Below are 26,683 nucleotides of genomic sequence, written 5' to 3'. Positions count from 1 at the left end.
AAACAACGTCTTATGGCGTTAGCGACCCTGGGCTCCTGCTTTCGCAGGAGCACAGAAGGGCTTTTTGCAGAGGTCTTGACCTGTTCCGGGATCCGCCCGTCCGCGCGGGCAGCACTCGGACAAACGACTGTTCTCCTCGCCGCAGAGTGGACCCCGGAACAAGTCCGGGGTGACGGGGCAGTGCAGCCATGACGGCGCCCCTCTGGACCGCAGCCGAAATCGCCGCCGCCACGGCAGGCACCGCCTCGACCGATTTCGCCGCCACCGGCGTCGCCTTCGACAGCCGCGAGGTCGGCCCCGGCGACCTGTTCGTCGCGCTGACCGGCGAGAGCACCGACGGCCATCGCTTCCTGCCGCAGGCGTTCGCGCAGGGTGCGGCGGGCGCGATCGTCTCGGATCCGACCGATCATCCGCACGTCCGCGTCGCCGACACCTTCGCCGCGCTCTACGACCTCGGCCGCGCCGCGCGCGCGCGCATGGCGGGGACGGTGATCGGCGTCACCGGCTCGGTCGGCAAGACCAGCGCCAAGGAGGCGCTGTTCGCCGCGCTCGACCGGTCGCTGCCCGGCGCGGTCCACCGCTCGGTGAAGAGCTACAACAATCATACCGGCGTGCCCCTCAGCCTCGCCCGCATGCCGCGCGACACGAGGATCGGCGTGTTCGAGATGGGCATGAACCATGCCGGCGAGCTCGCCGAACTGACGAAACTGGTGCGGCCGCATATCGCGATCGTCACCGCGATCGCGCCGGCGCACACCGCCTTCTTCCCCGACGAGAGCGCGATCGCCGACGCCAAGGGCGAGATCTTCCGCGGACTCGAACCCAGCGGCGTCGCGATCGTCCCCTATGACAGCCCGCATCGCGACCGGCTGATGGCCGCCGCGGCCCCTTATGCCGCGCGCACCGTCACCTTCGGCCTGACGAAGGGCGCCGACGTCCGCGCGATCGAGGCAATGCGCCTGCCGACCGGCGGCTCGTTCGTCACCGCGCAGATCGGCGAACGCGAACTGTCGTTCACTTTGTCGCAACCGGGGATGCACTGGGTGTCGAACGCGCTCGCGGTGCTCGCCGCGGTTGATGCCGCCGGTGCCGATCTCGCCCGCGCCGGCCTCGCGCTTGCCGAGATGGGCGGTCTCGCCGGCCGCGGCGCGCGCTTCGTTGCGCCGGGCGACGTGCTGGTGATCGACGAAAGCTACAACGCCAATCCCGCCTCGATGCGCGCGACGCTCGCGGTGCTCGCCGAGGAACCGGGCCGTCACCTCGCCGTGCTCGGCGAGATGCGCGAGCTGGGCGACGCCTCCGACGCCTATCACGCCGATCTCGCCGGACCGGTGCTCGCCGCGCGGGTCGAAGCGGCCGTGCTGGTCGGCGAAGCGATGGCGCCGCTCGCCAAGGCCCTTGAGGGACGCACCCAAGTCATGCATGTGGCCGACGCCGCCGCCGCGCTCGGCCGGGTGAAGGCCCTGGCCCGCGCCGGGGATGCGGTGCTCGTCAAAGGGTCTAACGGTGTCGGGTTGTCGCGCGTGGTCGCGGGCCTGGGGGGCGGAACGTAATGCTATATTGGATCGCCGAGCATCTGGGCTTCACCGGATTGCTGAACCTCATCCGCTACCAGTCCTTCCGGACCGGTGCGGCGGTCGCGACGGCGCTCTTCATCGGTCTCATCATCGGGCCGCGCTTCATCGGCTGGCTGCGCGTCCGCCAGGGCAAGGGGCAGCCGATCCGCGCGGACGGGCCGCAGACCCACCTCGCCAAGCGCGGGACGCCGACGATGGGCGGGCTGATGATCCTCACCGCGATGAGCCTCGCCATCCTGATCTGGATGGACCTCAGCAACCCCTATGTCTGGTCGTGCCTGTTCGTGACACTCGGCTTCGGCGCGATCGGGTTCATGGACGATTACGACAAGGTGCGTAAGGCGAGCACCGCGGGCGTCTCGGGCCGCACGCGTCTCCTGCTCGAATTCGCCATCGCCGGCATCGCGTCGTGGATCATCATGGGGCAGAACGGGCCGCACCTCTATTTGCCGTTCACCGACCGGCTGTATCTCGACCTCGGCTATGCCTTCCCGCTGTTCGCCGCCTTCACCATCGTCGCCTTCGGCAATGCGGTGAACCTGACCGACGGGCTCGACGGGCTGGCGACGATGCCGGTCATCATCGCCAGCGTCGCCTTCATGCTGATCGTCTATCTGGCGGGCAACGTGAAGTTCGCCACCTATCTCGGCATCCCGCACGTGCCGGGGGCGGGCGAACTCGCGATCTTCTGCGGCGCGGTGATCGGCGCGGGGCTCGCCTTCCTGTGGTTCAACGCGCCCCCCGCGGCGGTGTTCATGGGCGATACCGGCAGTCTCGCGCTCGGTGGCGCGCTCGGCACGATCGCGGTGGTCGCGCATCACGAGATCGTGCTCGGCATCGTCGGCGGCCTGTTCGTCGTCGAGGCGATGTCGGTGATCATCCAGGTGTTCTTCTACAAGCGCACCGGCAAGCGCGTCTTCCGCATGGCCCCGATTCACCATCATTTCGAACAGCTTGGCTGGAGCGAACCGACCGTCGTCATCCGCTTCTGGATCATCAGCCTCGTGCTGGCGCTCGCCGGCCTGTCGACGTTGAAGCTGCGGTGATTACCGCCAAGGCCTTTGCCGGGAAACGCTATGCGGTGCTCGGGCTCGCCCGCTCGGGCCTCGCGACGGTGCAGGCGCTCGCCGCCAGCGGCGGCTATGTCGTCGCCTGGGACATGAACGCCGCGGCGCGCGAACGGGTGACGCGGATCGACGGCGTCATCGTCCACGATCCGCTGCAACTGGCGCTCGACGGCGCGGCCGGGCTGATCGTCTCGCCGGGGGTGCCGCTCAACGCGCATCCATTGGTCGATCATGCCCGCGCGGCCGGGGTGCCGGTGATCGGCGATATCGAATTGTTCGCGCAGGCGCGCGGCGAACTGCCGCCCCATCGCGTCGTCGGCATCACCGGCACCAACGGCAAATCGACCACCACCGCGCTGATCCACCATATCCTCAAGACCGCGGGCGTGCCGACGCTGATGGGCGGCAACATCGGTCTGCCGATCCTCGAACAGCCGCCGCTGCCGGCAGGCGGCGTCTACGTGCTCGAACTGTCGAGCTACCAGCTCGACCTGACGCAGAGCCTCGATTGCGACGTCGCGGTGCTGCTCAACGTCACGCCCGACCATCTCGACCGCTACGACGGGTTCGAGGCCTATGCCGCCTCCAAGGCACGGCTGTTCGCGATGCAATCGCCGCAGCATGACGCGATCATCGGCATCGGCGACGCCCCTTCGGCGCAGATCGCGCGCGGCCTGTCGGCGCGGGGGGAGCATCTGACCAAGATCGCGCCGGGCGTCTGCATGGACCAGTCGCGCTGGCCGGCGCTGCAAGGCCCGCACAACGCCCAGAACGCGCTCGCCGCGATCGCCGCGGTCAAGGCGCTCGGCGTGTCGGAAGCGGACATCGATCGCGGCCTCGCCAGCTTCACCGGCCTGCCGCACCGGATGGAGACGGTGGCGGTGCGCGACGGCGTCACCTTCGTCGACGACAGCAAGGCGACCAATCCGGAAAGCGCCGCCCCCGCGCTCGGCGCGTTCGGCCGCATCCACTGGATCGTCGGCGGCAAGCGCAAGGGTGACGACCTCGACGCGTGCGCGCCATATTTCGACCGCGTCGTCGCCGCCTATACGATCGGCGAGGCGGGGCCGCTGTTCGCCGACCTGCTCGCGGACCGCATTCCGTCCGTCACGCACAGTGGCGACCTCGCCACCGCGGTCGCGCAGGCCGCCGTCGCGGCACGGCCCGGAGACACCGTGCTCTTGTCGCCGGCCTGTGCTAGCTTCGATCAGTTCCGCGATTACGAGGAGCGCGGCGCCGCGTTCCGCGCGGCGGTGGAGGCCCTCGCATGACCAGTGCCGGTATGACCGACGCCGACCGCGACACGCTGATCGCCAAGGTCAAGCGGCGCGGCGGGCGCGGCGATCGTTCGCCGCTCGGCACCTGGTTCTGGGATATCGACCGGATGCTGCTGCTGCTGACGCTGTTCCTGATCGCGATCGGCCTGATCGCGGTCGCGGCGGCGAGTCCGGCGACGGCGGTGCGCTATTCGGGCGAGCATCACAAATTCACGCCGCTCTATTATTTCTGGCGGCAGCTCATCTGGGTCGGCATCTCGCTGCCGGTGCTGTTCGGCGTGTCGATGCTGCCGGTGCCGCTGGCGCGCCGGCTGGCGCTCGGCGGCGCGGCGGTGCTCGTCGTCTGTCTCGCGCTGACCCCGTTCGTCGGCAACAGCATCAACGGCGCGCGGCGCTGGATCGGCTATGGCTTCGCGCAATTCCAGCCGTCCGAGTTCCTCAAACCTTTGTTCATCGTGACGGTGGCGTGGCTGCTGTCGCTCAAGGCCAAGGACCCCGAGCTGCCGACCGTGCTCATCACCGGCGCGATGACCGGGCTGATCGCGGTGCTGCTGATGCTCCAGCCCGACTTCGGCCAGACGGTGATCTTCTGCACCGTCTGGATGGCGCTGCTGATGATCGCCGGCACGCCGATGCGCATCCTCGGCGGCATCATCGCGATGGTGCCGGTCGGGCTGGTCGCGGCGTACATGTTCTACGGCACCGCGCGCAATCGCATCGACGCCTTCCTGTTCCCGAGCGTCGAGGGCGAGGGGGCGAGCGACCATTTCCAGACCAACGCCGCGCATGCCACGATCACCAGCGGCGGCTGGACCGGCACCGGTCCCGGCGGCGGCACCGTCAAGTTCGGCCTGCCCGAGGCGCATACCGATTATATCTATTCGGTGATCGGTGAGGAATTCGGCCTGATCGCCTGCGCGATCATCGCGATCGTCTTCCTGGCGATCGTCGTGCGCGTCTTCGTCAAGCTGCTCGACGAGCAGGACGAATTCAAATTGCTTGCCGCTTCGGGGCTTGCGGTGCAATTCGGCGCACAGGCCCTGGTGTCGATGGCGGTCAACACCGGCCTCGCACCGTCGAAGGGGATGACGCTGCCGTTCATCAGCTATGGCGGTTCGTCGATGATCGCGCTGTCGATCGGCATGGGGCTGCTGCTCGCGTTCACGCGGCGCAACCCGTTCCTGACGCGCAGCCCGTATGTGGTGAGATGGGGATCGAATTGAGCAAGCATTACGTCCTCGCCGCCGGTGGTACGGGGGGGCATATGGTCCCCGCCGCGGCGCTGGCCGAGGAATTGACCCGGCGCGGCCATCGCGTCGCCCTCATCAGCGACCAGCGCGGCGTCCGCTTCCCCGGCCTTTTCGACGGCATCCAGACGCACGTCCTGCCCGCCGGCCGCTTCCAGGCGAAACGCCCGCAGGGCTGGCCCTCGGCGGTGCGCGAGATGCTGCGCGGCCGGGCGATGGCGCGCGAATTGTACCGCACGTTCAAGCCCGCCGCGGTGATCGGCTTCGGCGGTTATCCGGCGATGCCGGCGCTGCTCGCCGCCTTCGCCGACAAGATCCCGACCGCGGTGCACGAGCAGAATGCGGTGCTCGGGCGCGTCAACCGGCTCGTCGCCGGCCGCGTCGATGCGATCGCCACCTCTTATGCGACGACCGAGCGGCTGGCGGTGAAGCATGAGGGCAAGGTCCATCTCGTCGGCAATCCGGTGCGCGACGCGGTCTTGGCGCTGCGTACGCGGCCCTATCCGTTGCTCGAGGAGGACGGCATCTTCCGCGTCCTCGTCACTGGCGGCAGCCAGGGCGCGAGCATCCTCAGCCAGGTGGTGCCCGACGGGCTCGCGATGCTGCCGATCACCTTCCGCCGCCGGCTGCAGGTGACGCATCAGGCGCGGATCGAGGATATCGACGCGGTGCGCGCGCAATATGCCGAGCATCAGATCCCGGCCGAACTCGCCACCTATCTGCCCGACATGCCCGAACAGCTCGCCTGGGCGCATCTGGTCATCGCCCGCGCCGGCGCCTCGACGATCGCCGAGCTCACCGCGGCGGGCCGGCCGGCGATCCTCGTGCCGCTGCCCGGCGCGACCGACGACCATCAGACCGCCAATGCGCGCGAGATCACCAAGGCGGGCGGTGCGCGCACCATCCCGCAGCCCGAATTCACCGCGGTGGAACTCGCCAAGCAGATGCAGAAGCTCGGCCTCGATCCGGTCGCGCTCGAAAATGCCGCGAGCCGCGCCCAGAGCGTCGGCCGCCCGCATGCGGTGCGCGATCTCGCCGATCTGGTCGAAAGCCTCGATTCCCCCGTCTCGCGCCTGCCGGTCGGCAAGGCCGCCCCGCACAAGGAGGCGTTCGCATGATCCGCGGCGTCGCGACCGATATCGGCCCGATCCATTTCGTCGGCATCGGCGGCATCGGCATGTCGGGCATCGCCGAGGTGATGAAGAACCTCGGCTATACCGTACAGGGCTCCGACGTCGCCGAGGGCTATGTCGTGCAGGGGCTGCGCGACAAGGGCATCGCGGTGACGATCGGCCATGCCGCCGCCAACGTCGCCGACGCGGCGGTGGTCGTCACCTCGACCGCGATCACGCGCACCAATCCGGAGGTCGAGGCGGCGCTGGAACGGCGCATCCCCGTCGTCCGCCGCGCCGAGATGCTCGCCGAGCTGATGCGGCTCAAATCGACCGTCGCTGTCGCCGGCACGCACGGCAAGACGACGACGACCTCGATGGTCGCGGCGCTGCTCGACGCGGGCGGAATCGATCCGACCGTCATCAACGGCGGCATCATCAACAGCTACGGCTCGAACGCGCGCCTCGGCGCAAGCGATTGGATGGTGGTCGAGGCGGACGAGAGCGACGGCAGCTTCCTGCGCCTCGACGGCACGATCGCGGTGGTCACCAACATCGATCCCGAGCATCTCGACCATTACGGCTCGTTCGACGCGGTCAAGGACGCCTTCGTCGAGTTCGTCGAGAACGTGCCCTTCTACGGCGCGGCGCTGCTTTGCCTCGATCACCCCGAGGTGCAGAACGTGCTGCCGCGCGTCCGCGACCGCCGCGTCGTCACCTATGGCTTCTCGGCGCAGGCAGATATCCGCGGCGTCGACGTCACGCCGGTGCCGGGCGGCAACCGCTTCGACTGTGTCGTGCGCGAGCGCGATGGCACCACGCGCTCTATCGAGGGGATCGAACTGCCGATGCCCGGTCGCCACAACGTCCAGAACGCCCTCGCCGCGATCGGCGTCGCGCTCGAACTCGGCATCCCCGATGCGACGATCCAGCAGGGATTCTCCGCCTTCGGCGGCGTCAAGCGGCGCTTCACCAAGGTCGGCGAGGTCGCGGTCGACGGCGGCTTCGTCACGATCATCGACGATTACGGCCATCATCCCGTTGAGATCCGCGCCGTGCTCGCCGCCGCCCGTGAGGGCGCGCGCGGCCGGGTGATCGCGGTCGTCCAGCCGCACCGCTATTCGCGGCTCGGCAATCTGATGGAGGATTTCCAGACCGCGTTCAACGACGCCGATCGCGTGCTCGTCACCCCGGTCTATGCCGCGGGCGAGGCGCCGGTCGAGGGCGTCGATGCGCAGGCGCTGGTCGACGGGCTCAAGCGTCGCGGCCATCGCTCGGCGACGACGATCGCCGACGCCGATGCGCTGGCGGACGAACTGGCGGCGACGATCCAGCCGGACGACATGATCGTCTGCCTCGGCGCGGGCGATATCACCAAATGGGCGGCGGGGCTGGCCACGGCGATCGGAGAACGGCGATGAACGACTGGTTCGATGCGGGACTGAAGCTCCAGAAGCAGATGCTCGATGCGCAGCGCAAGTCGCTCGAGGCGGGCGGCCATGCGGTCGGTGCCGGCGAGGCGATGGTCCAGGCGCAGGAGGCGACACGCAAGGCCGCCGAGGCCAATCTCGCCGCAATCCAGGCGTGGACGCGACTATGGGGTGTCGGCCCTTGGTGACTGCGGGCGTCATCGATCTGCCGGCCGTGCGTGGGCGCCTGACCGAGGGCGCGCCGCTGGCGCCGCTCGTCTGGTTCAAGTCGGGCGGCACCGCGCAATGGCTGTTCGAACCCAAAGACGCCGACGATCTCGCGGATTTCCTCCGCGATCTCGACCCGGCGGTGCCGGTGATGGCGCTCGGCCTCGGCTCGAACCTGATCGTCCGCGACGGCGGCGTCCCCGGCGTGGTGGTGCGCCTCGGCAAGGCGTTCGCGCAGGTCGAGCGGATCGATGCGACGACCTTGCGCTGCGGCGGCGGCGCGAGCGGCATCCTCGTCTCCTCGACCGCGCGCGATGCGGGGATCGGCGGGGTCGAATTCCTGCGCTCGATCCCCGGCACGGTCGGCGGCTTCGTGCGGATGAACGGCGGCGCCTATGGCCGCGAGGTCAAGGACGTGCTGGTCGAGTGCGACGTCGTGCTGCGCTCGGGCGAGCGCCGGAGGCTCGCCGTCGCGGACCTCGGCTATACCTATCGCCACAGCGCGCTGCCCGCGGGCGCGGTGGTGATCGCGGCGACCTTCCGCGGCCATGCCGCCGAGCCCGCCGCGATCGGCGCGGAGATGGACCGGATCGCCGCCGAGCGCGAGGCGTCGCAGCCGCTGCGCTCGAAGACCGGCGGCTCGACCTTCAAGAACCCCGCCGGCCACAAGGCCTGGGCGCTGATCGACGCCGCCGGCTGCCGCGGCCTGACCCGCGGCGACGCCCAGGTGTCGGAGAAACATTGTAATTTCCTGCTCAACCTCGGTTCGGCCACCTCGGCGGAGATCGAGGCGCTGGGCGAAGAGGTACGCGACAAGGTGAAGGCGCAGTCTGGCGTGACATTGGAATGGGAAATCCAGCGGGTCGGGGTGGCCAAGTGATGGCGTTGGTTCATGGGGCCCGGTCGGTTCCTTCGAAAGGTTCGTCACCCCGGACTCGTTCCGGGGTCCACCGGGCCACATGCGAATGGTCTCGCCTCAAGCCCCGCTCCTCGCCGCGGAGTGGACCCCGGAACGAGTCCGGGGTGACGGTGCGTGCGGGGAAGGGCATTGCCCCATGCAAATGGTCATGGCGGGGGAGGATTTGATGTCGGCCATGCACATCGCAGTTCTCATGGGCGGCTGGTCCGCCGAACGCCCGGTATCGCTGCAATCCGGCAACGGCTGCGCCGACGCGCTCGAATCGCTCGGCCATCGCGTCACCCGGATCGACATGGACCACGACGTCGCCGCGCGCCTTGCGGAGGCCAGGCCCGATCTCGTCTTCAACGCGCTGCACGGCTCGCCGGGCGAGGACGGCAGCGTGCAGGGGATGCTCGACCTGATGGGCATCCCCTATACGCATTCGGGCCTCGCCACCTCGGTCATAGCGATCGACAAGGTGCTGACCAAACAGGTGCTCGTCCCCGCCGGCGTGCCGATGCCCGGCGGCCGCATCGTCAAATCCGCCGAGATCCACGAGCGCGACCCGCTCCAGCGCCCCTATGTGCTCAAGCCGATCAACGAGGGCTCGTCGGTCGGCGTCGCGATCGTCACCGACGACGGCAATTATGGCAATCCGATCGGCCGCGACGTCGAGGGACCGTGGCAGAGGTTCGAGGAACTGCTCGCCGAGCCCTATGTCTGCGGCCGCGAGCTGACCACCGCGGTGCTCGGTGAGCGCGCGCTCGGCGTCACCGAGCTGAAGCCCAAGAACGGCTGGTACGACTTCGACGCCAAATATACCGACGGGCTCACCGAACACGTCTGCCCGGCGGACATCCCCGACCAGATCGCCGACGCCTGCAAGAGCCTCGCGCTCGAGGCGCATCGCCTGCTCGGCTGCAAGGGCGCATCGCGCTCCGACTTCCGCTGGGACGACGAGCGCGGCGTCGACGGCCTGTTCCTGCTCGAGGTCAACACCCAGCCCGGCATGACGCCCTTGAGCCTCGTTCCCGAACAGGCGCGCCATATCGGCATGAGCTATGCCGAGCTGGTCCAGGCGATCGTCGACGAGGCGCTGCGCGACCCGGCGTTCAACGGCCGGCCCGCGAAGGATCACCGGGGATGAGCCGGACGATCAAGCGCGGGCCGCCGCCCAAGCGGCCGACCGGGCGGCGCCGGCAGCCGGTGCGCAAGGTGTCGCTGTTCGAGCGCGCGGTCTCCGCGGTGCCGGTCAGCGAGGAGACGATCCGCAAGGCCGCGACCTGGACGATCACCGGCGGCGGCATCGCGCTGGCGCTCGCCGCGGTGACGTGGATCGGCATCCCCGGCATGATCGGCGCCGCCATCGCCGAAGGCGCGGGGCAGGCGGGCTTCCGCGTCGAGCAGATCGAGGTGACCGGGCTCAAGCGGATGGACCGGATGAGCGTCTATGCGGTCGCGCTCGACCAGCAGAGCCGCGCGATGCCGCTCGTCGATTTGGAGGCGGTGCGCCAGAAGCTGCTCCGCTACGGCTGGATCGCCGACGCGCACGTCTCGCGCCGGCTGCCCGACACGCTGCTGGTCGATATCGTCGAGCGCAGCCCGGCGGCGGTGTGGCAGGACAATGGCCAGCTCACCCTGATCGACAAGGACGGCGTGCTGCTCGAACCCGTCCGGCCCGATGCGATCCCCGATCTGCCTTTGATCATCGGCCCCGGCGCCGACCGGCAGGAGGCGGGCTATCAGGCGTTGCTGGCCGCCGCGCCCGCGCTGAAACCACGCGTCAAGGCGGCCACCTGGATCGGCAACCGCCGCTGGGACCTGACCTTCGACAGCGGCGAGACGCTGGCGCTGCCCGAGGACGGTGCGCCCGCGGCGCTGCTGAAATTCGCCGAACTCGATGGCGCACGGCCGCTGCTCGGGCGCGGCTGGATCCGTTTCGACATGCGCGATCCGAGCAAATTGGTCGCGCGCAAGCCGGGTGCGAGCATGGCGCATAACGTGCCGGACCCGAGCGAGGTGGCGACACCGTCGACCGATACGACCAACATGCGAGCGGGGGCTGAGGGCTGATGGCGAAGGTTGCACCGGAAGGATTGATCACGGCGCTCGATATCGGGTCGTCGAAGGTCTCGGCGATGATCGCGCAGAAGGGCGACGGCGGCGAGCTGATCGTGCTCGGCACCGGCCAGCGCGAAAGCCGCGGCGTCAAGCGCGGCTATATCGCCGACATGGCGGCGACCGAGGCGGCGGTGCGCGAGGCGGTCGAACAGGCGGAGCGGATCGCCGGCATCAACATCGAGAACGTCTGGGTCGGATTCTCCGCCGGCGGCCTCGTCAGCGACGTCGCCGAGGTCGAGTTCGAACTGGGCGGCCATCGCGTCGAACAGCAGGATATCGACGCCCTGCTCGCCGCGGGGCGCAATTCGATCGATCCGCAGGGGCGGATGGTGCTCCACGCCCAGCCCGCGCTCTACACGCTCGACGGGCTGACCGGCGTCAAGAAGCCGCTCGGCCTGCATGCCGACCGGCTCGGCGTGCATATCCATGTCGTCGCCGCCGACGGCTCGCCGGTGCGCAACCTCGACCTGTGCGTCCGCTCGGCGCATCTCGAGGTCAAGTCGATTATCGCCGCACCGGTCGCGACCGGGCTCGCCTGTCTGTCCGACGAGGAGCGCGAACTGGGCGTCGCGCTCGTGGAGCTGGGGGCGGGGATCACCAACGTCTCGCTGTTCGCCGGCGGCATGCTCGTCGGCCTGTGCTCGATCCCGATGGGCGGGCAGGATATCACCGACGATATCGCCAGCGCCTTCGGCACCCGCCGCGCGCAGGCGGAGCGGATGAAATGCTTCCACGGTTCGGCCAACGCGAGCCCCCGCGACAATCACGAAATGATCCCGGTGATGCCGATCGCCGCCGAGGACGACGTCCATGGCGGCATGCAGATCACCAAGGCGCAGCTTATTGGCATCGTCCGCCAGCGGCTGGAGCATCAGATGGACGAGATCCGCAAGTCGCTCGCCCAGCTCAAGTTCGAGGGGCCGGTGGGGCGGCAGGTTGTGCTCACCGGCGGCGGCGCGGAATTGAAGGGCATCGCCGATTACGCGCAGCAGGCGCTCGGCCGCTCGGTGCGCATCGGTCGGCCGCGCGGGCTGACTGCTCTGCCGGAGGCGCATGGCGGGCCGGCGTTCGCGACGCTGGCGGGGCTCGCGTTCTACGCCGCGGCCGATCCGATCGACCTGCGCGGGGTCGCGCCGCAGCAAACCACGGTTCATCGGCAGCGTGGCATGGGCATGATGCGCAAGCTGATCCAGGCCGCGCGCGCGAATTATTGAGGGCCGATGACGACGATTGCGCGTTTTCTGTGGCACCGCATGAGTCGTTGAGGCAAAAGGTTAAATCAGTGTCCCGGCGCGTTTACCCGGATGGGGCGGAGAAAGTTACGTCATGAGCATCGAATTCATCACTCCCGAGGTCGACGAACTGACCCCCCGCATCGCCGTGATCGGTGTCGGCGGTGCCGGCGGCAACGCCATCGCCAACATGATGCGCGCCGACGTGCAGGGCGTCGACTTCCTCGTCGCCAATACCGATGCGCAGGCGCTCAAGTCGTCGATCGCGCCGCATCGCATCCAGCTCGGTGCCAAGATCACCCAAGGCCTCGGTGCCGGTTCGCGTCCCGAGATCGGCCGCGCCGCGGCGGAAGAGACGATCGACGATCTCGCCAAGCGGCTGGAAGGCGCACACATGTGCTTCATCGCCGCCGGCATGGGTGGCGGCACCGGCACCGGTGCGGCGCCGGTGATTGCCAAGGCGGCGCGCGACATGGGGATCCTCACCGTCGGCGTGGTGACCAAGCCGTTCAGCTTCGAGGGCAACCGTCGCGCCAAGAGCGCCGACGGCGGCATCGAGGAACTGCAGAAGTATGTCGATACGCTGATCGTCATCCCCAACCAGAACCTGTTCCTGATCGCAAACGCCAATACGACGTTCAAGGAAGCGTTCGAGATGGCGGACGAGGTTCTTCAGCAGGGCGTGCGCGGCATCACCGACCTGATGGTCATGCCCGGCCTCATCAACCTCGACTTCGCCGACGTCCGTTCGGTGATGCAGGAGATGGGCAAGGCGATGATGGGCACCGGCGAGGCGTCGGGCGACAATCGCGCGCTCGAGGCGGCGCAGAAGGCGATCGCCAATCCGCTGCTCGACGGCGTGTCGATGCAGGGCGCCAAGGGCGTCATCATCTCGATCACCGGCGGCGACGACATGCGCCTGCTCGAGGTCGACGAAGCCGCGAATCACATCCGCGACCTGGTCGATCCGGATGCCAACATCATCTGGGGCTCGGCGTTCAATCCCGAGCTGGAAGGCCGCATCCGCGTGTCGGTGGTCGCCACCGGCATCGATTCGGACGCCAAGCCCGGCGCCGCCGCACCTGCGCCGGAGGCCGCCAAGTCGTTCAGCTTCGGCATGGGCCGCAAGACCGACGACAGCACCTCGTTCCGCCCGACCGGCGCGACGACGTCCGAGCCCGCGCCTGCGCCGGCCGCAGCGCCTGCACCCGCCGCGCCGCCCGCACCGCTCGATCTCCAGCCCACCGATGCGGTGAAGCCGGACGCGCGGCCCGCCGCGAGCGACGACGAACTGGTGCTCGGCGCCGAGACGATCGTTCCCGCCGCGCCGCAGCCGCAGCCGCAGCCGCGCGCGTATGGTGAGGAATCCTATGCCGCACCGGCGCGCACGCCGGCGCCGGCGCCGGACGCTGCGGCCGGTCGCCGCCCGTGGATCGCACCGGGCAGCGAGGCCGCCGCGCCCGACGCCGCACCGCAGCCGCGCGTCAAGCTCGGCGGCACGTTGTTCGAGCGCATGTCCAACGCCGCGCGCGGCCCGGCGCGCGACGAGGCGCCCGAAGACGGCAAGGACCCGATCGACATCCCGCGCTTCCTCCACCGCCAGAACAACCAGTAACGCTAATTTCCTCCCTCGCTTCAGCGGGGGAGGGGGACCGCCCGGCGCAGCCGGGTGGTGGAGGGGGCGTGCCCGCATACGACCACGTTCGCCGTATCCTCCCCCTCCGTCAGCGCTTCGCACTGCCACCTCCCCCTGGCGGGGAGGAATATAGTTTTCTCCCATCCGAGCTTCCCCCACCGATGTTCGTCGCCGTTCAGCCTCCGTTCGCCGCGCGGCCCGTCATCGGACATTGCCGGTTCAGGAGCGCTCGGCTCTAGTCGCCGCGATCTCATGCGATTTTCGTTGTCCCCCTTTCTGGCGCCCGCCGCGCTCCTGTTGGCGACCGCGCCTGCCGCCTTGTTCGCGCAGGAGGTGGTGCAGGCGCTGCCCGGCACCACCGACGCCGACCGGCTCGCCGAACAGATGCGCGCGCTCGCGTCCAATCCGCGCGACCTCAACGCGCTGATCGCCGCCGCCGACCTGTCGCTGTCGCTCGGCGATCTCAGCGGTGCCGCCTCGCTCTACGCGCGTGCCGAAAAGGTATCGGCGGGCGATCCGCGCATCAAGGCGGGCGAGGGCGCCATTCTGGTCCGCTCCGAGCGCCCCGGCGAGGCGCTGCGCTATTTCTCGCAGGCCGAGGCCGCCGGCGCCGACGTGCGTCGCTTCGCCGGCGATCGCGGGCTCGCCTATGACCTGATCGGCCAGCAGGAGCGCGCCCAGCGCGACTATCGCCTCGCGCTCAAGACCGATCCCGACGACGAGATCGTCCGCCGCTACGCGTTGTCGCTCGGTATCTCGGGCAAGCGGGAACAGGCGCTCGAACAGCTCGACCCGCTGCTCCGCAAGACCGATCGCAGCGCCTGGCGCATCCGTGCCTTCATCCTCGCGATGGGCGGCGATCAGGCCGGCGCCGAGAAGATCGCGACCACCATGCTGCCGCCCGGCATGGCGCAGGGCCTGATCCCGTTCTTCCGCCGGTTGCCCGCGCTGCCCGCCGCCGACCGGGCGTTCGCGGTGCATTTCGGTGAGGTCCACACCACGCCGGAACGGCTCGCCGATTCGCGCCTCGCGCCGATCCTGCCGCAGCTCGCGCCCGAGCCGGCGCCGGTCGCGCTCGCCGCGGTGCAGCTCGTCGAACAGCCCGGCAAGAAGGACCGGCGCCGGCGCGGCAACCGCGATGGCGTCGCGCTCGCGTCGACCACGCGAAGCGTGGCGGCACAGCCGTCCGCCGTCACCCGGACGCCGACGCCCGCGCCGACCTATCAGCAGGCGACCGCGGCGCTTGCCCGCGTCCAGCCGCTGCCGTCGCAGCCACAGGGCGCGCCGGTGACGCTGGCGAGCACGCCGACGTCGATGCCCACGCCGACACCGACCCCGGCGCCGACACCCGCCCCGGTGACCGCACCCGCAGTGCCGCCGGTCCGGACGACTAGCCCGACGGTGACGCAAGCCGCGCCCGTACAACTCGCATCCGTGCAGCCGCGCCCGTCGGTACCCGCCACGAGCGTCCCGACGCCAACGCCAACGCCAACGCCCACCTTCGGCGCGACGGGATCGACGCGGCCTGCCGCGACCCCGGCGCCCGCACCCGGCTTCACCGCCACACCGGCGCAACCCGTCGCGGCGGCGCCCGCCACCGCCGCGCCGACGCCCGGCTTCACCGCCGTCGCGCCGTCGCCGGTCAATCCGCCCGCCACGGTGACGCCGAGCCAGCCCGCGGTTACCGCGACCGCCACCCCGCCGGCCAATTACAGCGCGCCGCCGTCGCGCGCCGAGGCGGACAGCGTGCTCGCACGCATCGTCGCCGGCCTGTCGATCCCGGCGTCCGAACTGGGCGTGACCGAGCCGGTCAAACCCGTGCCGCTCGCCGCGATCCCGCCCGCCGATACCGCCGCGCGTGTTATCGCCGAGGCGAAGGCCAAGGAAGCGCGCGACGCCGCCGCGGAGAAGGCGCTCGCGATCCAGGCCGCCGCCGAGAAGCGCGCCGCCGACCGCAAGGCCGCAACCGACAAAAAGGTGCTCGCCGCCAAGAAGCTCGCCGATGCGAAGAAGCTCGCCGACGCCAAGGAGGCCGCCGAAGAGAAGAAGGCCGCCGCCGAGGAAAAGCGCCTCGCCCGCGCCAATCCGGAACGCATCTGGGTGCAGGTCGCCGGCGGCGCGAACGAGAACGATCTGCCCAAGGCCTATGCCGCGGTAAAGGCGAAGGCGCCGACGGTGTTCGGCAGCCGCAGCGCGTGGTCGACGCCGCTGCGCGCCACCAACCGCGTGCTCGTCGGCCCGTTCAAGACCGACGCCGAGGCGCGCAGCTTCGTCAACCAGCTCAAGAAGGAAGGCGTGTCGACCTTCACCTTCACCAGCGACGCCGGCCAGGCGGTCACCAGGCTGTCGGCCGGCAAAAGCAAGTGAGCGCACGCGCGCCCTGGGCATCCGACCCGGCGCGCAGCAAAGGTCGCCGTCACGCGGAACAGACCGGGACCACGCGCGGCCCGCGCGACGATTTCCAGCGCGACCGCGACCGTATCATCCATTCGATCAGCTTCCGCCGCCTGCGCCACAAGACACAGGTGTTCATGGCGCCCGATGGCGACCATTTCCGCGTCCGCCTGACCCACAGCCTCGAAGTCGCGCAGATCGGCCGCACCATCGCGCGCGTGCTCGGCCTCAACGAGGATCTTACCGAGGCGCTGTGCCTCGCGCACGACATCGGCCATCCGCCGTTCGGCCACGCCGGCGAGGATGCGCTCAAGATCGCGCTCGCCGATGCCGGCGGCTTCGATCACAACGGCCATACGTTGCGCGCGCTGACGCTGATCGAGCGGCCCTATCCGCGCTGGAACGGGCTCAACCTGACCTGGGAGACGCTGGAGGGGCTCGCCAAGCACAACGGTCCGGTCCGCCACCCCGGCTGGGCGTTGCGCGAGGCGGATGCGCAATTCCCGCTCGATCTGACCAGCCATGCCAGCCTCGAAGCGCAGGTCGCGGCGATCGCCGACGATATCGCCTATGACAATCACGACATCGACGACGGGCTGCGTGCCGGGCTGCTGACGCTCGACCAGTTGCTCGCGGTGCCGATCGTCGCGCGCGGCTGGCAGGGGGCGTGTGCGCGCTTCCCCGACGTCGCGCCCAAACGGCTGGCGAGCGAATTGGTACGCAGCCAGATCGGCACGATGGTCAACGACCTGATCGAGGAGACGCGCCGTCGCATCGCCGCGTCGGGCGTGACCTGCGCCGACGACGTGCGCGCGGCGGGGGAGGCGCTCTGCGGCTTCTCGCCGGCGATGCGCGAGGAGGAGCGCGACCTCAAGCGCTTCATGTACGCCAATCTCTACCACCATCCGCGCCAGCTCGAAGCGGCCGACACCGCGCACGGCATCGTCACCGGCCTGTTCGCGGCCTATCGCGCCGACCCCGCCGCGATGACCGCCGAATGGGCCGAGAACGTGCCGCACGACGAACCCGGCCGCAGCCGCCACATCGCCGATTTCATCGCCGGCATGACCGACCGCTATGCCATCGCCCGCTATCGCGACCTGGTCGGCGCCATCGAGCTGCCCGAGGGGTTTTAGGGAAGGGCGCGCCGGACGTGCGGGATGGGGGCCAGACATCGCGCGCTCACGACATCCCGTGCCCCACCGGGTCACGGAAAATGCGGTCCCTCCCGGAACAAGTCGACACCACTGGAACGCTCCACCGGTGCTCCTGCGAACGCAGGAGCCCAGGGTTCCGAACGCCGTCAGCCGTTGCTCTGCTTGGCCCTGGGTTCCTGCGTTCGCAGGAACACTGCGCGGGTTGCTTGGCGCGACGAACCTTCGCGAAGGTTGTGCAGCGATCCGGGGTTGCCGGCAGGGCAAGCCCGACAAGCCCTTACCGCGACGCCAGCCGCGTCGGGTTCACCGCGCCGCGTGCATCGGCGGTGCGGAACGACACCGGCACGCCGTTGGCGGCGCCGGTCACGCGGCTGCCGTGCACGACGAAGCGGAATCTGTCACCGCCCGGAAAGCGGCGGCCGCGGATGACGTGGCGGTCCGCCGACGCGTCGGTCGTCGTATAGACATAGGTCGATCCCTCATGCTGGAACGTCCGTTCGCCGTCGCGCGCCATTGCGCTGGTCGGGATGAGGGCGGCCGCCGTGACGGCCAGAATAGCAACAGTCTTGCGCATGATCGCCTCCCGCAAAGTGCATCGAGCCCGATCAGGTCCCCTCCCGCCTTGTCGCGGTCTTTATATTGCGATGCAGCATCGCTGCCGAATGCAAATCCATATCGGACCGATTGTCATGCGTGCAATCGCGCCGATGAGGCCGGCATAGTTCTGCGACATTTCGGACCTATCCTGCGCGTCCGGGAGCGAGGAGCGTCGGATGTCGGAAGCTGCCATCGCATTGAACAGGTTCGGTTTAGGGGCTCGTGCGGACGAGTCGCCGCCGGCCGATCCGCGCAACTGGCTGACGGCGCAACTCGCCGCCTACCAAGCGAACCCGGCCCCGATCGCCGCCGTGCCGACCAGCGCCAGGGTCGCTGCCGACCTTGCCGCCTATCAGGCGGCGCAACGCCAGATTCGCCAGATGCCGGCCCCGACTCCGGCCCCGACTCCCGCGCCGACTCCGGCCCTCGCGCCGCCCCCGCCGCCGATCGTGCCGCCCGCCGCGCCGCCCGCCCCGCAACGCGACGCCAGGCAGCAGGCACGCGACACCGCCCAGCGCGCCGTGCAGCAGGATTACGTCGACCTCGTCGGCGCGCGCACCGCGGTCGCGATCGCCACGCCGACCCCCTTCGCCGAGCGGCTCGTCTGGTTCTGGTCGAATCACTTCGCCGTCTCCGCCGACAAGCTCGAACTCACCGGCCTGTCGGGCACGCTGGAGATGGAGGCGATTCGCCCGCACGTGATGGGCCGCTTCGCCGACATGCTGTTCGCGGTCGAGCGCCATCCGGCGATGCTGCTGTATCTCGATCAGGCGGTGTCGATCGGACCCGACAGTCCGGTCGGCGCCAAAGCCGCCGCGCGCGGCCAGCGCCGGATCGGGCTAAACGAAAATCTGGCGCGCGAGATCATGGAGCTGCACACGCTCGGCGTCCGCACCGGCTATACCCAGGCCGACGTCACCGAATTCGCCCGCGCGATGACCGGCTGGACGGTCGGTGTGATCGGCGGCGGCCCGGCCGCGCGCTTCGTCGCCGACCGGCCGCCGGGCAGCTTCGCCTTCGTCCCCGACATCCATCAGCCCGGCGCGCGCACGATCCTCGGCAAGACCTATCCGCCGGGCGAGGAGGATCAGGCTCGCGCCGCGCTCGCCGATTTCGCCGTCCACCCCGCGACCGCGCGCCATGTCGCCACCAAGCTCGCCCGCCATTTCGCCGGCGACGCGCCGCCGCCCGCGATGGTCGCGCGGCTGGAGACGGCGTTCCGCCGCTCGAACGGCGACCTGCCCACCGTCTATCGCGCGCTGATCGCCTCGCCCGAGGCGTGGCGGCCAGCGCCCGCCAAATTCAAGACGCCGTGGGAATGGACCGTCTCCACCTATCGCGCGCTCGGCCTCGCCGACGTCAAGCCGCAGGCGGTGCAGGGCCTGCTCAACCAATTGGGCCAGCCGCTGTGGAAGCCCGGCCAGCCCATCGGTTACGACGACACCGCGCCGAGCTGGGCCGGTCCCGATGCGGTGATGCGCCGCGTCGAGGCGGCGGAGCGCTTCGCCGCCCGTTCGGGCGCGACGATCGACGCGCGCGCACTCGCGCCGCGGCTGTTCCCCGACGCGGTCTCGCCCGCCACCACGCAGGCGCTCGCCCGCGCCGAAAGCCCCGGGCAGGCGCTCGCGCTGCTGCTCGTCTCGCCCGAAATGATGCGGAGGTAAGATCATGGATCGTCGCTCCTTCCTCGCCGCCGGCGGCCTCGGCCTGCTCGGCAGCTTCGCGCCGCGCATGGCCTTCGCCAGGGCGGCGACGCCCAAACGCTTCGTCTTCATCATCCAGCGTGGCGCCGCCGACGGGCTCGGCACGATCGGCGCGACCGGCGATCCCGCCTTCGTCGGTGCGCGCGGCGACCTCGCCGCCGATCTCACCGCCGGGACGAAGCTGGATGCGATGTTCGCGCTCCACCCGGCGATGGCCAACGCCGCCGCGCTCTACGGCAAGGGGCAGGCGCTGTTCGCGCATGCGATCGCCTCGCCCTATCGCGACCGCTCGCATTTCGACGGCCAGAACGTGCTCGAGACCGGCGGCACCGGCGCCTATCAGCTCAAGGACGGCTGGATGAACCGCCTGCTCGGCGTCGTCCCCACCGACGACGCCAAGGCGATCGCGATCGCCGCCACTGTGCCGATGGCGTTGCGCGGCCGCCGCGAGGTGGCGAGCTACGCGCCCTCGTCGCTGCCCGATGCGTCGGACGACCTGCTCGCCCGGGTAACGCAGCTTTATCAAGGCGATGCGCAACTGCACGGCCTGTGGAACGAGGCGATGCAGACCCGCCAGCTGACCGGCGACCTCACCCGCGACAACGGCCGCAACGCCGCGGCGACCGGTGCGCTGGCGGCGCGGCTGCTCGCGCCGGCGAACGGCGCGCGGATCGCGACGATCGAGACCGGCGGCTGGGACACCCACGCCGGCCAGCGCGGCCGCCTCGCGACGCAGCTCAAGGGGCTCGACGCGATGCTCGGCGCGCTTCAGACGGGGCTCGGCCCGGTATGGGACGACACGTTGGTGCTCGTCGCCACCGAATTCGGCCGCACCGTCGCGATCAACGGCACCGGCGGCACCGACCACGGCACCGGCACCGCGGCGATGCTGTTCGGCGGCGCGGTCCGCGGCGGCCGCGTCCTCGCCGACTGGCCCGGCCTCGCGCCGGCCAGCCTCTACGAGGCACGCGACCTCAATCCGACGACGCCGCTCGACGCCTTTATCGGCGGCGCGGTCGCCGACCATTTCGCGGTCGAACCGCCCCGCGCGATGGCCGCGCTATTCCCGGCGAGCGCGAAGACGGCGGCGATCGAGGGACTGCTGCGGGTGTGAGGGCTCGGCTGCCCTACAGACACCTCCTCTGCTAGACCCGCCATCGAACGTGGCGCGCCGGTCGATCAGAGCAGAAACGGAAACGATCACCCCAGATCGTTTCCATTAAGGTGTCCATCTTGTCCATGTCGTCCAACACGCCATGGTGCAGTGCAGCTATTTGAACCCACCCCGCTTGTGAGCTAGAGCAGGGGACTTTCGCCGAACGGACGCTCATGACGCTTTACACCCGCTTCGCCGCGCATGTCGCCGCGGCTCTCGATACCCTCGTTGCCGCCGGCACGTTGCCGGCCGATCTCGATCGCAAGAACGTGACGGTCGAGCCGCCGCGCGACGCCAGTCACGGCGACCTCGCCACCAATGCCGCGATGGTCCTCGCCAAGCCGGCCAAGCTCAACCCGCGCGCGCTGGGCGAGGCGCTCGCCGCCGAACTGGCGAAGCTGGACGAGGTCGCCGAGGCGAGCGTCGCCGGCCCCGGCTTCATCAACCTGCGCCTTACCGACGCCGCATGGCGCGACGAACTCGCGCAGATTCAGGCGGCCGGCGACGATTACGGCCGTTCGACGCAGGGGCAGGGGATCAGCGTCAACGTCGAATATGTCTCGGCAAATCCGACCGGTCCGATGCATATGGGCCATTGCCGCGGCGCGGTGGTCGGCGATGCGCTCGCCGCCTTGCTCGAATTCGCCGGCCACAAGGTCATCCGCGAATATTACGTCAACGATGCGGGCGGTCAGGTCGACGTGCTCGCGCGCTCGGCGCACCTGCGCTACCGCGAGGCGCTCGGCGAGACGATCGCGATCCCCGAGGGCCTGTATCCGGGCGACTATCTCGTCCCCGTCGGCAAGGACCTCGCCGCGGAATTCGGTGACCGCTACGTCGGCGCGCCGGAAGGCGAATGGCTGGCGCTGTTCCGCACCCGCGCGGTCGCGGCGATGCTGGTGATGATCCGCGCGGATCTGGCGCTGCTCGGCATCCACCACGACCTGTTTTCGTCGGAAGCCGAGTTGCAGGCCGCGGGCAAGCCCGAGGCGGCCGAGGCGGAGCTGCGGTCGCGTGGCCTCGTCTACGACGGCGTGCTCGAAGCCCCGAAGGGCGAGACGCCCGAGGATTGGGAGCCGGTCGAGCTGCCGCTGTTCCGCTCGACGCAGTTCGGCGACGATCAGGACCGGCCGATCAAGAAGTCGAACGGCCAGTGGACCTATTTCGGCGCCGACCTCGCCTATCATTTCCAGAAGAGCCAGTCGGCCGACCAGCTCATCGATATCTGGGGCGCTGATCATGCCGGTACCGTCAAGCGCATCCAGGCGGCGGTCGCCGCGCTGACCGGCGGCAAGACGCGCTTCGACGTCAAGCTCGTCCAGATGGTGCGGCTGCTGCGCGGCGGCGAACCGGTCAAGATGTCGAAGCGCGCCGGCAATTTCGTCACGCTCGCCGACGTGGTGCGCGAGGTCGGCAAGGACGTCGTCCGCTTCACGATGCTGACGCGCCGCTCCGACGCACAGATGGACTTCGACTTCGCCAAGGTGGTCGAGGCGTCGAAGGACAATCCGGTCTTCTACGTCCAATACGCCCACGCCCGCGTCGCCTCGCTGCACCGCCGCGCCGAGGAGGCGGGGATCGCGGCCCGCACCGCCGATCTGTCCCGGCTTGATACGGAAGAGCTGGCACTGGTGAAGCTCGCCGCGCAATTCCCGCGCATCGTCGAGACCGCTGCGACGGCGCGGGAACCGCATAGAATTGCGTTCTATCTGTATGACTTAGCTGCCGCCTTTCACGCTCTGTGGAATGTCGGCAACGACCGGCCCGACCGCCGCTTCCTGGTGGTCGACGATCATGATGCCACCGCGGCGCGTCTGTTCTTGGCGACGGCGGTCGCACAGATTATCCGTAACGGGCTGAGCATCATGGGTGTGGTCGCGGTTTCGGAGATGAAGTGATGGGGGACGGACTGGATCTGCGCGACGAGGACCGCCTGCCGTGGCTCGAAACCGTCGAGCCCGATGAGGAACAGGGCGCGCCGATCGGCAAGACGATCGCGCTGGTCGTCGTCGGCCTCGCCGTGCTCGCGCTGATCATCTTCGGCATCTACAAGCTGCAGACCCGCGCGACCGCCGACGGCCAGCTCATCGCCGCGCAGGACGGCGACTATAAGGTCAAGCCCGACGAGCCCGGTGGCCTCAAGGTCAAGGGCGAGGGCGATGCCGCGATCGCGACCAGTGCGGGCAAGGCGGGCAATGGCTCGATCGATCTCAACGCGGTGCCGGAAAAGCCGATCGACGGTCATCGCGTCCCGCCGACCGCCAAGGCCGCCGGCCCCGGCGGCAGCAACGCCGTCGCGCAGGTGCCGGCATCGAGCGGCAAGCTCGTCGCCGCCGAGCCGGTCAGCGTCCAGCGCAAGCCGGCGGCGACCGGCGCCAGCGGCTCGCTGGTCCAGCTCGGCGCCTATCCCAGCGAGGCGCTGGCGAACAGCGCGTGGGACGGTTTCTCCAAGCGGTTCAGCTATTTGGCTCCGCTCGGCAAGTCGGTGCAATCGGTCGCCACCGGCGGCCGCACGCTTTACCGCCTGCGCGTCAACGCCGGCAGCGCTAATCAGGCGGCGGACATCTGCGGCCGCCTGCGCGTCGCCGGCGAAAGCTGCTTCGTCGCGAGCTGAGGGGGGGAAGCACTCTTCGCCCATCCACGCCGTCACCCCGGACTGGTTCCGGGGTCCACTCCGCGGCGAGGGGAAAGGTTCGGGGCGGAAGCGATACCCCTGCGGCCCGGTGGACCCCGGAACAAGTCCGGGGTGACGAATCTGTCGGGCGAACCGAAGGAACCTCATCACGGCCCCCTTCGACAACGGTCTTGCGCCGCCGGGGAGGACTTAGGTGGCCAACCCTCGCATCTTGCGCGCACCCGCGCTAACCGTGCCGCATGAAGCCCGTCATCTTCGGCATCGCCGGCCTCGCCCTCACCCCCGACGAACGTGCCTTCTTCGCCGAGGCGGACCCCGCCGGCTACATCCTATTCAAACGCAACATCCGTGATCGGGAACAGGTCCGCGCGCTTACCGACGCGCTGCGCGACCTTTCCGGCCGCACCGACCTGCCGATCCTGATCGACCAGGAAGGCGGTCGCGTCGCCCGCATGGGGCCGCCCGAATGGCCCGCCTTTCCCGCCGGCCCCGCCTTCGCCGCACTCTACGACACCGCACCGATGTCGGCGATCCAGGCGATGCGCGCCAACGGCCAGGCGCTCGGGCTGATGCTCGCCGAGGTCGGTATCACCGTCGATTGCGCTCCGATCATCGATATCGCGCAGCGCGACACCACCGAGGCGATCAGCTGCCGCACTTATGGCGCCGAGCCGATGCAGGTCGCCGCGCTCGGCCGCGCGATGCTGGAGGGGCTGGCGGCCGGCGGCGTCGTCGGCGTCGTCAAGCATATGCCCGGCCACGGTCGCGCGCAGGTCGACAGCCATCATCTTCTCCCCACCGTCACCGCCGACGCCGCGGCGCTGGAAGTCGATCTCGAACCCTTCCGCACGCTGGCGCAGGCGCCGATGGGAATGACCTCGCACATCGTCTTCGAGGCCTGGGATCGCGAGCGCCCCGCGACCCTCTCGCCGATCGTGATCGAACAGGTGATCCGCGGCGCGATCGGTTTCGACGGGCTGCTGATGACCGACGACATCGACATGAAGGCGCTGTCCGGCACCGCGGGCGAGAAAGCCGCGGGCGCGATCGCCGCGGGCTGCGACCTCGTCCTCGATTGCTGGGCGCGGATGGACGAGATGGTCGAGATCGCCGGCAGGCTCGGTGCGATCGGCAATGCTGCGCGCGCGCGCCTCGACCGCGCGATGGCGAGCGTCGGCGCACCGACGGGCGATTTCGACGCGCTGATCGCGCAACGCGACGCGTTTCTCGCTTTGGTCTGATGGCCGAACCCGAACAGCTCACGCTCGATCTGGAAGGGTGGGAGGGGCCGCTCGACCTGCTGCTGACGCTGGCGCGCGCGCAGAAGGTCGACCTGCGCAAGCTGTCGATCCTCGCGCTGGTCGAGCAATATCTGCGCTACATCCAGCAACGCCAGACGCTGCAACTGGAGGTCGCCGCCGACTATCTCGTGATGGCGGCATGGCTCGCCTATCTGAAGTCGGCGCTGCTGCTGCCGCGCGACCCGGAGCAGGAGCCCGACCCCGAGGAACTTGCGCTGCGCCTGCAACTGCGGCTCGAACGGCTCGCCGCGATGCGCGAGGCGGGTGCGCGGCTGATGGCGCGCGACCGGCTGGGCCGTGACGTCTTCCTGCGGCGCGCGCCGGAGGGGCTGCGGACGATCCGCCACGCCCGCTGGCAGGCGGAGATCTTTGACCTCATCGCGGCCTATGGCCGGGTCAGCGCACGCACCCGCCCGGTGATGCACGTCGTCGCCGATCGCGAGGTGATGACGCTCGAAGCGGCGCTGGAGCGCGTGTCGCGCTTGATCGGCGTGCACCTCGACTGGACGACGCTGGAGAGCTTCCTGCCCGACGGATCGGGGCGGCTGCGCAAGTCGGCGCTCGCCTCGTCCTTTCTCGCCGCGCTCGAACTCGCCAAACAGGGCAGGGTGGAGCTACGCCAGTCGGCGCCGTTCGCGCCGCTGTATCTCAGGGCGCTGCAATGACGCCCCCCGACGACGCGATGCGCGCGGTGGAGGCGCTGCTGTTCGCCGCGGCCGAGCCGCTCGGCATCGATTCGATCCGCGCCTATGTCGGCAACGTCGATGTGCGCGCCGTGCTCGCCCGGCTCGAACGCGATTATGCCGGCCGCGGCATCGCTCTGGTCCGTCGCGGCGAGCGCTGGCATTTCGAGACCGCGCCCGATCTCGCGCATCTGCTCCGTCGCGATCGCGAGGAGGTGCGCCGGCTGAGCCGCGCCGGCATCGAGACGCTGGCGATCATCGCCTATCACGAACCCGTCACCCGCGCCGAGATCGAGGCGATCCGCGGCGTCGCCACCGCCAAGGGGACGCTGGACGTGCTCATGGAGGCCGGGTGGGTGCGCCCGGCGGGGCGGCGCGAGCTGCCGGGCCGACCGCTACTCTATGCGACGACGCCGGGCTTTCTCGATCATTTCGGCCTCGAAAGCCGTCGTGACCTGCCAGGGATCGACGACCTGCGCGCCGCCGGCCTGCTCGATCCCGTCGACCTTGCGCTCGAGGAAGCTTTGGAGGTGGCAAAGGACACCGATAGCGATTAGATAAGAAGACATTCTAGGAGATACGCCATGGGCAGCTTCAGCCCGATCCATCTGCTCGTTCTTGCCGTCGTCGCGATTCTGCTGCTCGGCGGCGGCCGATTCTCCAACCTGATGGGCGATGTCGCCAAGGGTGTGAAGAACTTCAAGAAGGGCATGGCCGAACACGACGACGACGTCCCCGCCAAGCCGGCACCGCGCATCGAAGCACAAAAGGCCGCCGAGCCCGCGTTCGATCGCGACGGCGAGCGCGTCCGCGACGACCGTTAAGCCGCCCTCGATCCGCTGACAGCGTTACATGTTCGATATCGCGCCGTCCGAATTCCTGCTGGTCGCCTTCGTGGCGCTGGTGGTGATCGGACCCAAGGACCTGCCAAAGGCGATGCGGGTCGTCGGCTATTGGGTCGGCAAGGCGCGCGGTGTCGCGCGCTCCTTCCGCCAGGGTTTCGACAATATGGTCCGCGAGGCGGAGCTGGAAGAAATGGAGAAGCGCTGGGCCGCGGAGAATGCGCGGATCATGGCCGAGCATCCGGTGTCGTCGGAGGCGGAATCGGTTGCCGCCGCCGAACCGGTCGCGGCGGCCGATCCGGCGGGGCAGGCCGAGCCTGATGCGCCCGTGATGGTCGAAAAGCCGGTCGTCATGCCGGCACCCGAGCACAAGCCGGCGCCGCATCCGGATACCACGCCATCATGAGC

24 protein-coding genes are annotated in these 26,683 nt (G+C 69.6%); 23 read left to right on the top strand and 1 reads right to left on the bottom strand.

Features of this window, described 5'->3' with window-relative positions; all coding sequences use genetic code 11:
* Nucleotides 1–188 precede the first annotated feature (188 nt).
* The 14 genes from AC07U4_RS17590 to AC07U4_RS17525 all read left to right on the top strand — a co-directional run bounded on the left by AC07U4_RS17590 (nt 189) and on the right by AC07U4_RS17525 (nt 17,337).
* Nucleotides 189–1,553 carry a UDP-N-acetylmuramoyl-tripeptide--D-alanyl-D-alanine ligase gene (locus AC07U4_RS17590; RefSeq protein ID WP_495196305.1) on the top strand — a complete coding sequence of 455 codons (1,365 nt, stop codon included), beginning with the start codon at nt 189–191 and terminating at the stop codon, nt 1,551–1,553.
* Nucleotides 1,553–2,623 (top strand): phospho-N-acetylmuramoyl-pentapeptide-transferase, encoded by a 1,071-nt coding sequence (gene mraY, locus AC07U4_RS17585; protein WP_038662171.1) that lies wholly within the window; start codon nt 1,553–1,555, stop codon nt 2,621–2,623. The genes AC07U4_RS17590 and mraY overlap by 1 nt, the downstream gene beginning before the upstream one ends.
* A complete protein-coding gene (murD, locus tag AC07U4_RS17580; RefSeq protein WP_495196304.1) occupies nt 2,620–3,915 on the top strand; it encodes a UDP-N-acetylmuramoyl-L-alanine--D-glutamate ligase in 1,296 nt (431 codons plus the stop codon). The genes mraY and murD overlap by 4 nt, the downstream gene beginning before the upstream one ends.
* Nucleotides 3,912–5,144 carry an FtsW/RodA/SpoVE family cell cycle protein gene (locus AC07U4_RS17575; RefSeq protein WP_245640690.1) on the top strand — a complete coding sequence of 411 codons (1,233 nt, stop codon included), beginning with the start codon at nt 3,912–3,914 and terminating at the stop codon, nt 5,142–5,144. The genes murD and AC07U4_RS17575 overlap by 4 nt, the downstream gene beginning before the upstream one ends.
* On the top strand, nt 5,129–6,286 hold the full coding sequence (murG, locus tag AC07U4_RS17570) for an undecaprenyldiphospho-muramoylpentapeptide beta-N-acetylglucosaminyltransferase (RefSeq protein WP_495196303.1): 1,158 nt from the start codon (nt 5,129–5,131) through the stop codon (nt 6,284–6,286). Before AC07U4_RS17575 ends, murG begins: the two co-directional genes overlap by 16 nt.
* Nucleotides 6,286–7,701, top strand: coding sequence for a UDP-N-acetylmuramate--L-alanine ligase (murC, locus tag AC07U4_RS17565; RefSeq protein WP_495196375.1), 1,416 nt, complete (start codon nt 6,286–6,288; stop codon nt 7,699–7,701). Before murG ends, murC begins: the two co-directional genes overlap by 1 nt.
* Entirely contained in the window at nt 7,698–7,898 is a 201-nt protein-coding gene (locus tag AC07U4_RS17560; RefSeq protein WP_038662156.1) for a hypothetical protein, read from the top strand. The genes murC and AC07U4_RS17560 overlap by 4 nt, the downstream gene beginning before the upstream one ends.
* A 17-nt stretch (nt 7,899–7,915) precedes the next feature.
* A complete protein-coding gene (gene murB, locus AC07U4_RS17555) occupies nt 7,916–8,797 on the top strand; it encodes a UDP-N-acetylmuramate dehydrogenase (protein ID WP_495196374.1) in 882 nt (293 codons plus the stop codon).
* Nucleotides 8,798–9,011: 214 nt separating this feature from the next.
* Nucleotides 9,012–9,965, top strand: coding sequence for a D-alanine--D-alanine ligase (locus tag AC07U4_RS17550; protein WP_495196302.1), 954 nt, complete (start codon nt 9,012–9,014; stop codon nt 9,963–9,965).
* Entirely contained in the window at nt 9,962–10,891 is a 930-nt protein-coding gene (locus AC07U4_RS17545; protein ID WP_495196301.1) for a cell division protein FtsQ/DivIB, read from the top strand. The genes AC07U4_RS17550 and AC07U4_RS17545 overlap by 4 nt, the downstream gene beginning before the upstream one ends.
* Nucleotides 10,891–12,153, top strand: a complete 1,263-nt coding sequence (gene ftsA, locus AC07U4_RS17540; RefSeq protein WP_038662151.1) for a cell division protein FtsA — start codon at nt 10,891–10,893, stop codon at nt 12,151–12,153. The genes AC07U4_RS17545 and ftsA overlap by 1 nt, the downstream gene beginning before the upstream one ends.
* Nucleotides 12,154–12,265: 112 nt before the next feature.
* Nucleotides 12,266–13,786, top strand: a complete 1,521-nt coding sequence (ftsZ, locus tag AC07U4_RS17535) for a cell division protein FtsZ (protein ID WP_495196300.1) — start codon at nt 12,266–12,268, stop codon at nt 13,784–13,786.
* 285 nt (nt 13,787–14,071) lie between these two features.
* A complete protein-coding gene (locus AC07U4_RS17530) occupies nt 14,072–16,174 on the top strand; it encodes a tetratricopeptide repeat protein (protein ID WP_495196299.1) in 2,103 nt (700 codons plus the stop codon).
* Nucleotides 16,171–17,337: a deoxyguanosinetriphosphate triphosphohydrolase gene (locus AC07U4_RS17525; protein WP_495196298.1), complete on the top strand. Its 1,167-nt coding sequence runs from the start codon at nt 16,171–16,173 to the stop codon at nt 17,335–17,337. The genes AC07U4_RS17530 and AC07U4_RS17525 overlap by 4 nt, the downstream gene beginning before the upstream one ends.
* A 298-nt stretch (nt 17,338–17,635) precedes the next feature.
* On the opposite strand, the gene AC07U4_RS17520 is transcribed toward AC07U4_RS17525, so the two are convergent.
* Nucleotides 17,636–17,932 carry a hypothetical protein gene (locus AC07U4_RS17520; RefSeq protein ID WP_137899173.1) on the bottom strand — a complete coding sequence of 99 codons (297 nt, stop codon included), beginning with the start codon at nt 17,930–17,932 and terminating at the stop codon, nt 17,636–17,638.
* Between the two features lie 199 nt (nt 17,933–18,131).
* On the opposite strand from AC07U4_RS17520, the gene AC07U4_RS17515 reads away from it, so the two are divergent.
* The 9 genes from AC07U4_RS17515 (at nt 18,132) to tatB (ending at nt 26,681) form a co-directional block, all read left to right on the top strand.
* Nucleotides 18,132–19,619 carry a DUF1800 domain-containing protein gene (locus tag AC07U4_RS17515; protein WP_495196297.1) on the top strand — a complete coding sequence of 496 codons (1,488 nt, stop codon included), beginning with the start codon at nt 18,132–18,134 and terminating at the stop codon, nt 19,617–19,619.
* A gap of 4 nt (nt 19,620–19,623) precedes the next feature.
* The gene (locus AC07U4_RS17510) at nt 19,624–20,772 is read left to right on the top strand and encodes a DUF1501 domain-containing protein (RefSeq protein ID WP_495196296.1); all 1,149 of its coding nucleotides are present in this window, start codon (nt 19,624–19,626) and stop codon (nt 20,770–20,772) included.
* A gap of 215 nt (nt 20,773–20,987) precedes the next feature.
* Nucleotides 20,988–22,712: an arginine--tRNA ligase gene (gene argS / locus AC07U4_RS17505; protein WP_495196295.1), complete on the top strand. Its 1,725-nt coding sequence runs from the start codon at nt 20,988–20,990 to the stop codon at nt 22,710–22,712.
* The gene (locus AC07U4_RS17500) at nt 22,712–23,428 is read left to right on the top strand and encodes an SPOR domain-containing protein (protein ID WP_495196294.1); all 717 of its coding nucleotides are present in this window, start codon (nt 22,712–22,714) and stop codon (nt 23,426–23,428) included. Before argS ends, AC07U4_RS17500 begins: the two co-directional genes overlap by 1 nt.
* Nucleotides 23,429–23,688: 260 nt before the next feature.
* Entirely contained in the window at nt 23,689–24,690 is a 1,002-nt protein-coding gene (gene nagZ, locus AC07U4_RS17495) for a beta-N-acetylhexosaminidase (RefSeq protein WP_495196293.1), read from the top strand.
* A complete protein-coding gene (locus AC07U4_RS17490; protein WP_495196292.1) occupies nt 24,690–25,415 on the top strand; it encodes a segregation and condensation protein A in 726 nt (241 codons plus the stop codon). Before nagZ ends, AC07U4_RS17490 begins: the two co-directional genes overlap by 1 nt.
* A complete protein-coding gene (gene scpB / locus AC07U4_RS17485) occupies nt 25,412–25,990 on the top strand; it encodes an SMC-Scp complex subunit ScpB (protein WP_495196291.1) in 579 nt (192 codons plus the stop codon). Before AC07U4_RS17490 ends, scpB begins: the two co-directional genes overlap by 4 nt.
* 27 nt (nt 25,991–26,017) lie before the next feature.
* Entirely contained in the window at nt 26,018–26,257 is a 240-nt protein-coding gene (locus AC07U4_RS17480; protein WP_038662123.1) for a twin-arginine translocase TatA/TatE family subunit, read from the top strand.
* Between the two features lie 28 nt (nt 26,258–26,285).
* Nucleotides 26,286–26,681: a Sec-independent protein translocase protein TatB gene (gene tatB / locus AC07U4_RS17475; RefSeq protein WP_495180901.1), complete on the top strand. Its 396-nt coding sequence runs from the start codon at nt 26,286–26,288 to the stop codon at nt 26,679–26,681.
* Nucleotides 26,682–26,683 lie beyond the last annotated feature (2 nt).

This window comes from Sphingomonas sp. GW821-FHT02B09, from assembly GCF_059421875.1.
Note: the sequence above shows the minus strand (reverse complement) of the source record. Positions and strands in the feature narration are given on the sequence as shown.

Coding starts and splice junctions, on each gene's coding strand:
- AC07U4_RS17590 (WP_495196305.1), top strand. CDS start 189: ATGACGGCGCCCCTCTGGACCGCAGCCGAAATCGCCGCCGCCACGGCA.
- mraY (WP_038662171.1), top strand. CDS start 1,553: ATGCTATATTGGATCGCCGAGCATCTGGGCTTCACCGGATTGCTGAAC.
- AC07U4_RS17575 (WP_245640690.1), top strand. CDS start 3,912: ATGACCAGTGCCGGTATGACCGACGCCGACCGCGACACGCTGATCGCC.
- murG (WP_495196303.1), top strand. CDS start 5,129: ATGGGGATCGAATTGAGCAAGCATTACGTCCTCGCCGCCGGTGGTACG.
- AC07U4_RS17560 (WP_038662156.1), top strand. CDS start 7,698: ATGAACGACTGGTTCGATGCGGGACTGAAGCTCCAGAAGCAGATGCTC.
- AC07U4_RS17550 (WP_495196302.1), top strand. CDS start 9,012: ATGCACATCGCAGTTCTCATGGGCGGCTGGTCCGCCGAACGCCCGGTA.
- AC07U4_RS17545 (WP_495196301.1), top strand. CDS start 9,962: ATGAGCCGGACGATCAAGCGCGGGCCGCCGCCCAAGCGGCCGACCGGG.
- ftsA (WP_038662151.1), top strand. CDS start 10,891: ATGGCGAAGGTTGCACCGGAAGGATTGATCACGGCGCTCGATATCGGG.
- ftsZ (WP_495196300.1), top strand. CDS start 12,266: ATGAGCATCGAATTCATCACTCCCGAGGTCGACGAACTGACCCCCCGC.
- AC07U4_RS17520 (WP_137899173.1), bottom strand. CDS start 17,932: ATGCGCAAGACTGTTGCTATTCTGGCCGTCACGGCGGCCGCCCTCATC.
- AC07U4_RS17515 (WP_495196297.1), top strand. CDS start 18,132: ATGTCGGAAGCTGCCATCGCATTGAACAGGTTCGGTTTAGGGGCTCGT.
- AC07U4_RS17510 (WP_495196296.1), top strand. CDS start 19,624: ATGGATCGTCGCTCCTTCCTCGCCGCCGGCGGCCTCGGCCTGCTCGGC.
- argS (WP_495196295.1), top strand. CDS start 20,988: ATGACGCTTTACACCCGCTTCGCCGCGCATGTCGCCGCGGCTCTCGAT.
- AC07U4_RS17500 (WP_495196294.1), top strand. CDS start 22,712: ATGGGGGACGGACTGGATCTGCGCGACGAGGACCGCCTGCCGTGGCTC.
- nagZ (WP_495196293.1), top strand. CDS start 23,689: ATGAAGCCCGTCATCTTCGGCATCGCCGGCCTCGCCCTCACCCCCGAC.
- AC07U4_RS17490 (WP_495196292.1), top strand. CDS start 24,690: ATGGCCGAACCCGAACAGCTCACGCTCGATCTGGAAGGGTGGGAGGGG.
- scpB (WP_495196291.1), top strand. CDS start 25,412: ATGACGCCCCCCGACGACGCGATGCGCGCGGTGGAGGCGCTGCTGTTC.
- AC07U4_RS17480 (WP_038662123.1), top strand. CDS start 26,018: ATGGGCAGCTTCAGCCCGATCCATCTGCTCGTTCTTGCCGTCGTCGCG.
- tatB (WP_495180901.1), top strand. CDS start 26,286: ATGTTCGATATCGCGCCGTCCGAATTCCTGCTGGTCGCCTTCGTGGCG.